The sequence below is a fragment of the Rhizobium sp. BK275 genome (assembly GCF_014193555.1).
In the GTDB taxonomy this organism is placed as follows: domain Bacteria; phylum Pseudomonadota; class Alphaproteobacteria; order Rhizobiales; family Rhizobiaceae; genus Rhizobium.
On sequence record NZ_JACHZL010000002.1, the window covers coordinates 406,910 to 419,694 of the forward strand.

Annotated in this window: 14 protein-coding genes; 10 read left to right on the top strand and 4 right to left on the bottom strand. The window is 60.8% G+C overall.

Annotation, left to right across the window (positions count from 1 at the left end; genetic code table 11):
- Nucleotides 1-69 precede the first annotated feature (69 nt).
- On the top strand, nucleotides 70-1,107 hold the full coding sequence (locus FHT82_RS07920; RefSeq protein WP_183728094.1) for a 4-hydroxyproline epimerase: 1,038 nt from the start codon (nucleotides 70-72) through the stop codon (nucleotides 1,105-1,107).
- Between the two features lie 9 nt (nucleotides 1,108-1,116).
- On the opposite strand, the gene FHT82_RS07925 is transcribed toward FHT82_RS07920, so the two are convergent.
- Together FHT82_RS07925 and FHT82_RS07930 are read right to left on the bottom strand one after the other, a co-directional pair.
- On the bottom strand, nucleotides 1,117-1,593 hold the full coding sequence (locus FHT82_RS07925) for an RbsD/FucU domain-containing protein (RefSeq protein WP_183728095.1): 477 nt from the start codon (nucleotides 1,591-1,593) through the stop codon (nucleotides 1,117-1,119).
- Complete coding sequence (locus FHT82_RS07930; RefSeq protein WP_183728096.1) at nucleotides 1,577-2,824, bottom strand: ROK family transcriptional regulator; 1,248 nt, start codon at nucleotides 2,822-2,824, stop codon at nucleotides 1,577-1,579. Before FHT82_RS07930 ends, FHT82_RS07925 begins: the two co-directional genes overlap by 17 nt.
- A 234-nt stretch (nucleotides 2,825-3,058) precedes the next feature.
- Between FHT82_RS07930 and FHT82_RS07935 the strand changes: the two genes are divergently transcribed.
- The 7 genes from FHT82_RS07935 (at nucleotide 3,059) to FHT82_RS07965 (ending at nucleotide 9,899) form a co-directional block, all read left to right on the top strand.
- Nucleotides 3,059-4,078, top strand: a complete 1,020-nt coding sequence (locus tag FHT82_RS07935; protein ID WP_183728099.1) for a sugar ABC transporter substrate-binding protein — start codon at nucleotides 3,059-3,061, stop codon at nucleotides 4,076-4,078.
- A 155-nt stretch (nucleotides 4,079-4,233) separates the two neighbouring features.
- Nucleotides 4,234-5,298 (top strand): ABC transporter permease, encoded by a 1,065-nt coding sequence (locus FHT82_RS07940; protein ID WP_183728101.1) that lies wholly within the window; start codon nucleotides 4,234-4,236, stop codon nucleotides 5,296-5,298.
- Between the two features lie 2 nt (nucleotides 5,299-5,300).
- Nucleotides 5,301-6,083: an ATP-binding cassette domain-containing protein gene (locus tag FHT82_RS07945; RefSeq protein ID WP_183728103.1), complete on the top strand. Its 783-nt coding sequence runs from the start codon at nucleotides 5,301-5,303 to the stop codon at nucleotides 6,081-6,083.
- Nucleotides 6,080-6,712 carry a nucleoside triphosphate hydrolase gene (locus FHT82_RS07950; protein WP_183728105.1) on the top strand — a complete coding sequence of 211 codons (633 nt, stop codon included), beginning with the start codon at nucleotides 6,080-6,082 and terminating at the stop codon, nucleotides 6,710-6,712. The genes FHT82_RS07945 and FHT82_RS07950 overlap by 4 nt, the downstream gene beginning before the upstream one ends.
- A gap of 64 nt (nucleotides 6,713-6,776) precedes the next feature.
- Complete coding sequence (gene pyrC, locus FHT82_RS07955; protein ID WP_183728108.1) at nucleotides 6,777-7,817, top strand: dihydroorotase; 1,041 nt, start codon at nucleotides 6,777-6,779, stop codon at nucleotides 7,815-7,817.
- 178 nt (nucleotides 7,818-7,995) lie between these two features.
- Nucleotides 7,996-9,174, top strand: a complete 1,179-nt coding sequence (locus FHT82_RS07960) for a GGDEF domain-containing protein (protein ID WP_183728110.1) — start codon at nucleotides 7,996-7,998, stop codon at nucleotides 9,172-9,174.
- A 188-nt stretch (nucleotides 9,175-9,362) separates the two neighbouring features.
- Nucleotides 9,363-9,899, top strand: coding sequence for a glyoxalase superfamily protein (locus FHT82_RS07965; RefSeq protein ID WP_183728113.1), 537 nt, complete (start codon nucleotides 9,363-9,365; stop codon nucleotides 9,897-9,899).
- Nucleotides 9,900-9,936: 37 nt separating this feature from the next.
- Here FHT82_RS07965 and FHT82_RS07970 read toward each other — a convergent pair whose 3' ends face one another.
- Nucleotides 9,937-10,419 (bottom strand): anthrone oxygenase family protein, encoded by a 483-nt coding sequence (locus FHT82_RS07970; protein ID WP_183728116.1) that lies wholly within the window; start codon nucleotides 10,417-10,419, stop codon nucleotides 9,937-9,939.
- Nucleotides 10,420-10,421: 2 nt separating this feature from the next.
- Nucleotides 10,422-11,246: an NmrA family NAD(P)-binding protein gene (locus FHT82_RS07975; RefSeq protein WP_183728119.1), complete on the bottom strand. Its 825-nt coding sequence runs from the start codon at nucleotides 11,244-11,246 to the stop codon at nucleotides 10,422-10,424.
- Nucleotides 11,247-11,345: 99 nt separating this feature from the next.
- On the opposite strand from FHT82_RS07975, the gene FHT82_RS07980 reads away from it, so the two are divergent.
- Both FHT82_RS07980 and FHT82_RS07985 read left to right on the top strand, forming a co-directional pair.
- Nucleotides 11,346-11,999 (top strand): TetR/AcrR family transcriptional regulator, encoded by a 654-nt coding sequence (locus tag FHT82_RS07980; RefSeq protein WP_183728122.1) that lies wholly within the window; start codon nucleotides 11,346-11,348, stop codon nucleotides 11,997-11,999.
- 75 nt (nucleotides 12,000-12,074) lie between these two features.
- On the top strand, nucleotides 12,075-12,770 hold the full coding sequence (locus FHT82_RS07985) for an orotate phosphoribosyltransferase (RefSeq protein ID WP_183728125.1): 696 nt from the start codon (nucleotides 12,075-12,077) through the stop codon (nucleotides 12,768-12,770).
- The last annotated feature ends 15 nt before the right edge of the window (nucleotides 12,771-12,785 follow it).

Genomic DNA, 12,785 nt, shown 5'->3' on the forward strand with positions numbered 1-12,785 from the left:
CTCCGTCGCCGGCCAGAATATCCGCGTTGATGACGGCATCACGCGTTAAGTCTGATTGGAGTTTGAAAGATGAGATGGAAGCGCACGATCCAGCTTCTGGATGTTCACGCCGAAGGTGAAATCGGCAAGGTCGCGATTGGCGGCGTGCCGAAGATTCCGGGCGAGACGGTTGCCGCCCAGCTTCACTGGCTGAACACCGATCCGAAGGGCCAGGAGCTTCGCCGCTTCCTCTGCCTCGAGCCGCGCGGCGCGCCGATCGGCTCGGTTAACCTGCTCCTGCCGCCAAAGCATCCGGATGCCGATGCGGCCTTCATCATCCTGCAGCCGGATCAGGCGCATGCGAGCTCCGGCTCGAACTCCATTTGTGTCACGACCGCCCTGCTGGAATCCGGCATCGTCGAAATGAAGGAGCCGGAAACCATCGTCACGCTGGAAACCGCAGCCGGTCTCGTGAAGGCGACGGCGACCTGCCGCGACGGCCGCTGCGAGAAGGTGAAGCTCACCATGGTGCCGTCCTTCGTCCATGAGCTGGATGTCGAGATCGACACGCCGCATTGGGGAAAGATCAAGGCCGACATCTGCTATGGCGGCATCTTCTATGCGCTGGTCGATGTCGGCCAGATCAATCTGACGATCGAGAAGGCCAATGCCGCAACACTGGTGCAGGCCGGCATGATCCTCAAGGACCTGATCAACCGCAATATGCACGTCGAGCATCCGGAAATCCCGGCAATCTCGGGTGTGGCCTATGTCATGTTCCGAGATCTGGAAGCTGACGGCACGGTCCGCACCTGCACGACCATGTGGCCGGGACGGGCCGATCGCTCACCCTGCGGCACCGGCAATTCGGCCAACCTTGCGACCCTCTATGCGCGCGGAAAGGCGAAGGTCGGCGATATCTTCAAGTCGAAGTCGATCATCGGCTCGGAATTCGAAGTCGGCCTGCAGGCGGTGACGGAAGTTGCCGGAAAACCGGCCGTTATCCCGACGATCACGGGCCGCGGCTTTACCTTCGGCCTGTCGCAGGTGGCACTCGATCCCTTCGACCCCCATCCCCTCGGCTTTGCCCTGACGGACGTCTGGGGACCATCGGCCGGCGAAATCTGAAAACCGATATTAATAGACGAAGGGATCGACCTCGGCCTTGGCAGGTTCGTCACTGGCCGAGGGATAGATCACTCCCTTGCGCAGGATGATATTGGCATAAAGCCGCGGCTCGCTGGTCTGGATGACAGCATGGGCCGCGCGCACCCGGCCATAGAAATCCTGTCCGACGAGCGGAACGACCTCTCGCTCCGGCTCGTGTCTGGCGCAACAGGCGATCATTTCCTCATGCACCGGGTCGAGCTTGTCGCGTTCGGCTTTGACGGTTGAACGGAAGATGGCTTCGGGCACGAAATCGTCGATCGGCAGGACGCTGAGCACGGCATCGAGAACCGGAATGAGATGGTGCCCATCGAGCCGGATCAGCCGTCGCGCATGTTCGATGCCCGGATAGTTGCCGTCGACGATGGCAATTTCGTCCCCGTGGCCCATGCCGCGCAATGTCGCGAGCAGGTCCGGGCTCAGCAGCGGGTCAAGCCCTTTCAGCATTGTCGATCTCCTTGAAAAGCACATTCTGGTCGGTGAGATAGCGCGCGAAGATCGGCAGGCTGGCGCCGCCGATGGCACGCGCCTGTGCGCCGACCACGCCTTCGACGATGTCGGGCATGACGACGCCCTGCAGGTCGAGCTTTTCAGCTTCATGGATCGTCGCCTGCACGATGCGCCGGCGTACCCAGTCGGGAAAGCCGCCATCAATGACGGCGGCGCTGAAGTCGATGATCGAGGCGGCGGCCACGATCGCCTGCGCCAATGCCTTGGCCGTATCCTGGATCCAGGCTTCCATCGGCTCGCCGAAATCAACCCAATCGTCGGCCGAATACCAGAGCGGTTGCGGATCTATGCCGCGCTCGCGCAGCATGTTTTCCAGCACGAAGATCGAAGCGATCTCCAGAAGCTGCATTGTCTCGCCATTTTTGCCGCGCACCGGCAGCGGACCGATCGCGCCCGCCGTGCCCGTCTTGCCGGAAAAGATCGCCGAGTTCAGCACGATCCCGCCGCCGATGAAGGAGCCAATGAAGAAATAGACGAAATCCGGATAGGAGGGACCGATGCCGAACACCAGTTCCGCGCCGCAGGCACTGGTGGCATCGTTCTGCAGGAAGACCTGATAAGAGACTTGGTCGGCGATTTCGGCCTGCAGATCGAAATCGCGCCAGACTTCCATGGCTCCTTCGGGCGCGCCCACTTCGTCTGCCCAGTTCCAGAGTTCGAAAGGGGCCGCAATACCAAGTCCGGCGATGCGGCTGCGCTCGCGCTCATCGAGCTTTCCTTCCAGCTCTTTGATCCCCTGCGTCACAAAGGACAGGATCTCGTGGGGCAGGGGATAGGCATAGATCCTGTGCAACTGCAGCCGGATCCTGCCGACGAAATCCATCAATACGAGGTCCGCGCTGCGCCGGCCGATCTTAACGCCGAAGGAATAGACGGCATCCGGATTGAGCCGCATCGGGATGGATGGCTGGCCGACACGGCCGCGAATGGGCTCGCCGCGCGACAGCAGCCCTTCCTTCTCCAGTACCCGCATGATGACGGAGACGGTCTGGGCCGAAAGCCCGCTGCGGCGTGCGATATCAGCCTTCGACAGCGCGCCGTAGAGGCGCACCAGCGACAGCACGAGCCGTTCGTTATAGGCGCGCACCCTGATCTGGTTCGCACCTCCCGACGGATTCAGAATTGGCGGTGGGACCGGCATCGAATCCGGACCATCCAAGGACGACATTGGCCACTCCTCCCAATTAACGGCCTATGCCCTAATTTTCCTCAGCATGCCACATCGAATTAATAATTCAATTGGATTTATTTATTGACAAGCCGTTTTCTTTCGCTCTTAATTGCCATTGTCAACGGCACGGGACGGCTTTGGGAGGGGGCTCATGTCACATCCGCAAGTCTCGCCGTGCATGAATTCCGGCACCGCCTTGGGGGCGGGTCGGCTAATCTCTGGGAGGAGCTCATGAAGAAATCAGTTCTCGCTTTCGGCGCTCTCGCGCTCGGTGTCGCCTTTTCCGCTCCGGCGATGGCGGCAGATGTTTCCGCCTGCCTGATCACCAAGACCGACACCAACCCCTTCTTCGTCAAGATGAAGGAAGGTGCGACCGCCAAGGCCAAGGAACTCGGCGTTTCGCTGAAGTCCTATGCCGGCAAGATCGACGGCGACAGCGAAAGCCAGGTCGCGGCGATCGAAAGCTGCATTGCCGACGGCGCAAAGGGCATCCTGCTCACCGCTTCCGACACCAAGGGCATCGTCTCTTCGGTTAAGAAGGCGCGTGATGCCGGTCTGCTGGTCATTGCGCTCGACACGCCGCTCGAGCCGGCCGATGCCGCCGACGCCACCTTCGCCACCGACAACCTGCTCGCCGGCAAGCTGATCGGCCAGTGGGCCAAAGAAACGCTCGGCGACAAGGCCAAGGACGCCAAGGTCGGCTTCCTCGACCTGACCCCGTCGCAGCCGACGGTCGACGTTCTGCGCGACCAGGGCTTCATGATCGGCTTCGGCATCGACCCGAAGAACCCGAACAAGATCGGCGACGAAGATGACAAGCGCATCGTCGGCCATGACGTGACGAACGGCAACGAGGAAGGCGGCCGCAAGGCCATGGAAAACCTTCTCCAGAAGGACCCGAGCATCAACGTTATCCACACGATCAACGAACCGGCTGCAGTCGGTGCCTATCAGGCGCTGAAGGCCGTCGGTATGGAAAAGAACGTGCTGATCGTATCGGTCGACGGCGGTTGCCCGGGCGTCAAGTCGGTCAAGGAAGGCGTCATCGGTGCCACCTCGCAGCAATATCCGCTGCTGATGGCGTCGCTCGGTATCGAGGCGATCAAGAAATTCGCCGACAGTGGTGAAAAGCCGAAGCCGACCGAAGGCAAGTCCTTCTTCGATACGGGCGTCTCGCTCGTCACCGACAAGCCTGTCTCCGGCGTCAAGTCGATCGATACGAAGGAAGGCACGGACAAGTGCTGGGGCTGAGCCCTGCCTGATTGACACATCAGAAAGGCCGGGGCTTGATCCCCGGCCATTTTGGGCGGACGATACGCCGTCGCCCGACAAACCGGCTGATTAAGACCGGAAGTATATCGGTCGCGGCTTCCGCGTGGGGTCGGCGCGGATGTGAAGGAGGAACAATGACCGGAGCACAGGAATTTGAACGTGTCCTCGACGACAGCGACAAGAGTGTTGCCTCGTTCGAACACGAGACCGTCTCGCTGATCAAGCGCGTCCAGCATTTTCTGCACTCGACACCGGCCGCGGTGCCGCTGATCGTGCTGGTGCTGGCGATCATCGTCTTCGGGATAACGATTGGCGGACGGTTCTTCTCGTCCTACACCCTGACACTGATCCTGCAGCAGATCGCCATCGTCGGCATTCTGGGCGCGGCCCAGACGCTGGTCATCCTGACCGCCGGCATCGATCTTTCGATCGGCGTCATCATGGTGATCTCGGCCGTCATCATGGGCAATGTCGCCATAACCTACGGCATACCGACACCGATCGCGGTCGCAGCCGGTCTGCTCGTCGGCGGCCTGTGCGGATTGCTGAACGGCTTTCTCGTCGCCTTCATGAAGCTGCCGCCCTTCATCGTGACACTTGGCACCTGGAATATCGTCATGGCGACGAATTTCATCTATTCCGCCAATGAGACGATCCGCGACACCGACGTCGACGAACAAGCGCCGCTGCTGCATCTTTTCGCCGCGAGCTTCAAGCTCGGCAGCGCCGTGCTGACGCTCGGCGTCGTCGCCATGGTCCTGCTCGTCCTGCTCCTGTGGTATGTGCTCAATCACACCGCCTGGGGCCGGCATGTCTATGCGGTCGGCGACGATCCGGAAGCAGCCAAGCTTTCCGGCATTCAGGCCAAGAAGGTATTGTTGACCGTCTACACCATATCCGGCGTCATCGCCGCCTTCGCGGCCTGGGTTTCGATCGGCCGCAACGGCTCGATCTCGCCGTCCTCGGCGGTCACCGATTACAATCTCCAGGCGATCACCGCGACCGTGATTGGCGGCATCTCGCTGTTCGGCGGCCGCGGCTCCATTCTCGGCACGCTCTTCGGCGCCATGATCGTCGGCGTCGTGTCGATGGGGCTCAACATGCTCGGCGCCGACCCGCAATGGAAAGTCCTGCTGACCGGCGTGCTCATCATCGCCGCCGTCGCCATCGACCAATGGATCAGAAAGGTTTCGGTGTAATCATGGCTGTCGAACCCATTCTCACCGCCCGCGGCCTCGTCAAGCGTTACGGACGCGTCACCGCACTCGACAATGCCGATTTCGACCTCTATCCGGGTGAAATCCTTGCGGTCATCGGCGATAACGGCGCCGGCAAATCCTCGCTGATCAAGGCGATTTCAGGTGCGGTCACTCCCGACGAGGGCGTGATCACACTGGAAGGCCGGCAGGTGCATTTCAGATCGCCGATGGAAGCGCGCGATGCGGGCATCGAGACCGTCTACCAGAACCTCGCCCTTTCGCCGGCACTGTCGATCGCCGACAACATGTTCCTCGGCCGCGAAATCCGCAAACCAGGTCCGCTCGGCTCCTGGTTCCGCATGCTCGACCGGCCGACGATGGAAAAGCAGGCGCGCAACAAGCTTTCCGAACTCGGCCTGATGACCATCCAGAATATCAATCAGGCGGTGGAAACGCTCTCCGGCGGCCAGCGCCAGGGCGTCGCCGTTGCCCGAGCTGCCGCCTTCGGCTCCAAGGTCATCATCATGGATGAACCGACCGCTGCCCTCGGCGTCAAGGAAAGCCGGCGCGTGCTGGAGCTCATTCTCGACGTACGCGCCCGCGGCATTCCGATCGTGCTCATCTCGCACAACATGCCGCATGTCTTCGAGGTGGCGGACCGCATCCATATCCATCGCCTGGGGCGCCGCTTGACGGTCATCAACCCCAAGGAATACACGATGTCCGACGCCGTCGCCTTCATGACCGGCGCCAAGGCGGTCCCTGCGGAGCCCGTCGCTGCATGAATGCAAGAATAGACGACATTGTCGGCGAGGTCTTGAACCGCGCCGGCAACTCCAGGCGCTTCCTGATCGCGATCGCCGGCCCGCCCGGTGCCGGCAAATCCACCATGGCCGACAAAGTCGCCAGCGGCCTTAAAGCGAAGGGCGAGAGCGCTGCGGTGCTGCCCATGGACGGCTTCCACATGGACAATGCGGTCCTTATCGAACGCGGACTGCTGGCCCGTAAGGGCATTCCGGAAACCTTCGACGTGCGCGGCTTCCTCGACATCGTCAGAGCCGTACGTCCCGCCGATCAGGAAGTTCTCGTTCCCGTCTTCGACCGTTCGCGTGAGCTTGCCATCGCCTCTGCCCGGCCGATTGATCCCAAGGACCGCTTCATCATCATCGAGGGCAACTATCTGCTCTTCACGCAAGGCAAATGGGCCGAACTCGACGGCATCTTCGATTACACGATCATGCTCGCCCCGCCGATGGAGGTTCTGGAAGAGCGCCTCTGGGATCGCTGGCGCGGCTATAAGCTGACCGAGGAAGAAGCAAGCGCCAAAGTCTATGGCAACGACCTGCCGAACGGCCGCCTCATCCTCGAAAATCGCCGGCCTGCCGACATCACATTGGAAATCGCGCTGGCCTGAACAGTTGTTTCCACACCGCTGTTGATGCTATCGAGGCGCAACCCGCATCGCTTCGGAGGCTCCCATGCAATCGATCACCATCCGCCGTCCTGACGACTGGCATCTGCATCTGCGCGATGGCGCCATGCTGGAAGGTGTGATCGGCGATACGAGCCGCACCTTCGCGCGCGCTATCATCATGCCAAACCTGGTGCCACCCGTCGTCACGACTGCCGATGCGGCCGCCTATCGCGAGCGCATCCTGAGGGCGCTTCCTGTTGGCCACCGCTTCCAGCCGCTGATGACGCTCTATCTGACCGAGGATACGAGCCCCGACGACGTGGAAGAGGGCAAGAAGAGTGGCCTCATCACCGCCGTCAAACTCTATCCGGCCGGCGCCACGACGAATTCGCACGGTGGCGTGCGCGACATGGAAAAGGCCATGCCGGTGCTGGAGCGCATGGCGAAGATCGGCCTGCCGCTCTGCGTCCATGGCGAGGTGACGACGCCTGACGTTGATATCTTTGATCGTGAGGCCGTCTTCATCGAGACGGTGCTCGACCCGCTGCGCAAGCGCCTGCCGGAATTGAAGGTGACGATGGAACATGTCACGACATCAGATGGCATCGACTACATCAAGTCGGCCAAGGCCAATCTCGCCGGTTCCATCACCACTCATCACCTGATCATCAACCGCAACGCCATCCTCGTCGGCGGCATTCGCCCCCATTATTACTGCCTGCCGGTCGCAAAACGCGAAAACCACAGGCTGGCGCTCCGGGCCGCGGCGACGAGCGGCGATAGCAGGTTCTTCCTCGGCACGGATTCCGCGCCCCATGTCGACCCGCTCAAGGAATGCGCCTGCGGCTGCGCGGGGATTTATACCTCGATCAACACGATGAGCTGCCTTGCCCATGTGTTCGAGCAGGATGGTGCGCTCGACAAGCTGGAGGCCTTTGCCTCCCTGAATGGCCCCGGCTGGTATGGGCTGGCGCCCAACGAGGAACGCATCACGCTGGAGCGTCAGGCCGAACCGGTGGTCTTCCCCGCCAGGATTGAGACCGGCGCCGGTCCAGTTACCGTCTTCGATCCGATGTTTGCGCTGCATTGGCAGATTAAAGCCTGAGAAAAGACGTTGCAGGCTTAAATATTATTCTTCTTATAGTTGCTGCCGAATGTGGAATTTGTAACGCGCGGCTGCGAAATCCATGTTTTTTAATGGAATGCGTAAGACATTCGTCAGCAATGACGAGATAGATTTTCAGAACGTTATCGGCGCGGCAGGAGTCGCGGAGATTTAAAGCATGATGCTTGACTATAATTCATTGCTGCTGGCGCTCGGCGTTTCAGCAACCTGCCTTGCCGTGACGCTCATGGGAAGTTGGCTCGTGCGCCGGGCCGAAACCTTTCTTCTCACCGGCGCATTCGGCCTCGTTCTCGTCGTCGCCGGCATTTTCGCCTATGCCATCTATGTGGAGCAGCCCGAGCGCATGCTTGGTGCGGGCAGCTTCGTGCTGTTCCATGCCGGCTTCGCCACCATCTGGGGCGCTGGCTATGAGTTCCGCACCGGCCGGCTCCCGATATCAGGCATCGTTGTCCGTGCACTTGTCGCCATGGCCACATCCATTCCGCCGATGATCGCCGGGCTGGACGGTCTGGCCTTCATGGCGGATAATCTCGCCATCGCCTTCCTGCTCTTCGCGACCGCCCGGCAATATTGGCTCGATCGCGCCGAAGCACCTGCGCCGATATCAGGCATTACCGCCCTCTATACATTGACGGCGATTTCCTTCGTCCTCTGCGCCGCCGTGCTGATCTGGGACGGCAAACTGGTGCTGGGCGCCGCACCCAGCAATTGGGCGGAAGACCTTAGCATCGCCGTGTGCATTGCCGGCATGACCGGCATCGGCGCCCTGTCGTTGGCGCTGCATCAATGGCGGCTCGCCGCCCGTCACCGCATCGAGGCGATCACCGATCCGCTGACCGGCTTGCTGAACCGCCGCGCCCTGTTCGACCAATATGGCACCCGCGCCATGGGCGTTTCGACCGCCGTCATCGTCTTCGACATCGATCATTTTAAATCGGTCAACGACCGCTACGGCCATGCAGCCGGTGATCACGTCCTGAAGGTCTTTGCCGGCGAACTCTCGGCCAATTGCCGTAGCGGCGATACGGCCGCCCGCCTCGGCGGTGAGGAATTCGCGCTCGTGCTGAAGGAAATCATGCCCGGCCGCGCCGAGCTTGCCGCCGAGCGCATCCGCAAGGCCTTCGAGGAGCGCGACATCTATATCGAGGACGAAGTGCTGAAATGCACCGTCAGCGTCGGCGTCGCCCCCGGCCGCTCCAAGCCGCTGGATTTCGATGCCATGCTGGGAGAGGCGGACAAGGCGCTCTATGTCGCAAAACGCGCCGGCCGCAACCGTGTCGAACTCGCCAGCCACCTTCATTCGGTGCCGGCAGGGGATGCGCGCTCGGCCTCTTGATCCCTCTCCCGACCTTTCGTAAGCTGACATCGGCCGGATGCAGCCAGTCGCCCCGCGATGCGCAAGCATTATGGTGAATGCATCCAAATCCACCTTCACATCCTTGTCTCCCAGGCAATCGATGGCGAACGGGTCAGCAGACGCGGGCACTGATCTTCCTGTTTGCCGCCAACGGAGAAGGATGAACCATGCGCGATTTTCGCGATGCCAAGCTTATGGCAAAAACCCTGCGGCAGGCGCTTGCCGACCGCGATATTTCCCTCACCCATAGCGAAACCCTGGAGATTGTCGCCAGACAATTCGGCTTCGACCAGTGGAATATTCTCTCGGGAAAGCTGGATGACGCCGAAGGCGTAAGATCGCCGATCGGCATTGAGCCGCCGGTGCCGATCTTCCGCATCTTCTCGGTCGAGAAAGCCATGGAATTCTATTGCGGTTTCCTGGGCTTCACGCTGGATTGGGAGCACCGTTTCGGCGAGAACTTTCCGCTTTATTGCCAGGTCTCGCGTGAAAATATGCAATTACATCTGAGCGAACATTCCGGCGATGCCAGCCCCGGCGCCCGCGCCTTCGTGCGGGTGAAGGATATCAGGGCCTATCAGGCAGAACTCGCCGCCAGGAACTACCGCTACATGAAACCTAGCATCGAGGAAGCGCCCTGGGGCCTCGAAATGGGCGTCATCGACCCCTTCAACAACCGCATCACCTTTTGCCAGCAGAACTGATCGTAGAAGGGGCGGAGGGGTATTCTCTCCGCCCTTTTCAAATGATCATGAGTGCCCGCACGAAAGCGACCGAGGCCAGCAGCGAGGCGATGGTGCGGACATGGTTCCACCACGTCCAGTCCTTGAGATAGGTCGTCCAGAGCTGCACAGCCTCCGGCCCGTTGCCACTGACCTTTTCCAACGCATCATTCATCGGCACGTGGAAGACGATAGTGGAGAGGAAGGATGCGACGATGTAGAGCGCCGTGCCGGCCAGCATCAGCGAGGAAGCGCCGCCGCGCCAGTTCATGAACGCCAGCACTGCGATCACGACGCAGAGGATCGCCGTCGGCACGAAAAGCAGCATGAAGGGCGAGCGGACGATGGTCACGTTGATGGAATTCATCGCAGCAATGCCCTGCTCGGCCGGGATGCGCGAAAAAGCAGTCATGATGAAGGTGGAGAAGGCAAAGAAGATGCCGGCGACAAGGCCGCTGCCGATCGCCGCGGCAATAAGGGAAATGACGAGAACGATCTGCATGGTCAGGCGCTCCATAATCCGGTTGCCGCGGTCTCCCGTGCATATTGGCTGAAATCCCTTGCCGGGCGGCCGAGTATCTCTGTCACACCACCCATCACCGCGGAATTGCGCCCATCGAGCACCTGTCCGAAGAGTTCTTCCAGAAGTGCCACGATCGGCGCCGGCATTCCCACAGCGGCAAGCCCGTCCTTGAAATCCGCCATCGGTACCTGTGCATATTCGATCGGACGGTCCGCGGCTGCGGCAATCTCGGCAACGGCTTCGCGGAAAGTCAGGGCGCGAGGGCCGGTCAGCTCGTAGATCTTGTTGCGATGCCTGATATCGGTGAGTGCCGCCACTGCCGTATCGGCAATGTCATCGGCATCGATGAAGGGCTCCTTGATATCGCCAGCCGGCAACTCCAGCCTGCCGGCAATGAGCGACTCCACGAAAGCGCCCTCGCTGAAATTCTGGCAGAACCAGGAGGCGCGCAGGATCGTGTAGTCGATCCCGGTTGCCCGCAGCGCTTCCTCGCTCCGTTGCGCCCCTTCTTCGCCACGGCCGGACAACAGCACGATATGCTGCAGCCCGCACTCCCTCGCGAGCTTTGAAAGCGCTTCGATGGCTTCTGCCGCCCAGGAGACGGAAAGGTCCGGCTGGAAGGCGATATAGGCGCTCGTTGCACCCGTGAGCGCACTGCGCCAGGTCGCGCGATCCCCCCAATCGAAGGCCGGTATCGTGGAGCGGGACGCCTTGCGCACGTTAAGTCCCAGCTCTTCCAGCCTGTCGGCAATGCGGCCTCCGGTTTTTCCCGATCCGCCGATCAGAACGATTTCGGAATTCTGCATATCGAAACTCCTCCTCGGTTAAAATAAGAGAAACTCTCTTATTTGCAAAATGAGATAAACTCTCTTATTTTCTTTGTCAACAGTCGAAGGAAGCGGAAGATGGCAGAAGAAGTGATTGCACGGCGCAGGCGCCAGCAAGAGTCGACCGGCCAACCACGCCGCATCCCGAGCCAGCAGCGCGGCCGCGAGCGCTTCGAAAAAATCCTGGCGGTCGCCTCCGATCTCATCGAAAAGAATGGCAGCGATGCCCTGAAGATGAGCGAGATCGTTGAAAAGGCTGAGCTTTCCTTCGGTGCCCTCTACCAGTATTTCCCTGACAAGACCTCGATCATCCGTACGCTGGCCGAGCGCTTCAACGAGGAGGGCCGTCAATGCGTGGCCGACGAACTGGCCAAGGTGACGGACGCAGACAATCTGCGCACGGCGCTCTGCGTCATCGCCGATGAATATTATGCCTTCTTTCGCCGCGAGCCCGTCATGCGCGATATCTGGCACGCGACCCATACGGACAAGCTTCTTCAAGAGGTCGACGCCGAGGATATGGAATTCCATGCCCAGGCCCTGCTTTCGGTGTTAAAACAACTATGGCCGGAGCGGAGCGAAGCCGAGCTTCTGGCCATCGCCCGGCTGACGATGCAACTCCTCGCTGCCGCCGTGCGTTATGCTGTTTCGCTGGATGCGAAGGAGGGCGCGCAGGCAATCGCGCTCTTCAAGAAGATGCAGATTGCGGATATCGGCCGCCTGCTTGGCTGACGGTCTTCTTCCGTCTGGAAACCGGCCGCTCTTGCTGCTATTGCCGCTGGAACGTCAGCCGAAGGAGAGAGCCGCATGATCCAGACCACATTTCCCGACCGCGCCGTGATGGCAGAGCTGCTGGCCAAGATGCTCTGGGAGATCAAGGCGGTGCATTTCAACGCCGAGACGCCCTATAAATATGCCTCGGGCATCATGAGCCCCGTCTATATCGATTGCCGCAAGCTCCTGTCCTTCCCGCGCGTGCGCTCGACCGTCATGGATTTTGCCGCCAGCACCTTGCTGCGCGACGCCGGTTTCGAGCAGTTCGATTGCATCGCCGGCGGCGAGACCGCAGGCATCCCCTTTGCCGCACTGCTTGCCGATCGCCTCGGCCTGCCGATGATCTACGTCCGCAAGAAGCCGAAGGGCCATGGCCGCAATGCGCAGATCGAGGGTGACATGAAGGACGGCGCTCGCGTGCTCGTCATCGAAGACCTGACCACGGCCGGCGGCAGCATGTTCACTTTCATCGATGCCATCAGAGCCGCCGGCGGTGTCGTCGATCACGGCATAGCGCTCTTCTCCTATGGCATTTTCCCGGAAGCTCAACAGCGCTTTGCCAATGGCAAGGTCCAGTTCCACCACATCGCCACCTGGCGCGAGGTACTGGCGGTTGCCAGGCAGCAGAAGCTCTTCGACGACAGGACGCTGCAGGAAGTCGAGGCCTTCCTCGATGCGCCGCTTGCTTGGTCGGCGAGAAATGGTGGCGTGAGTGAGCTTTCGCTCTAGCCTTTTGACAAAAGC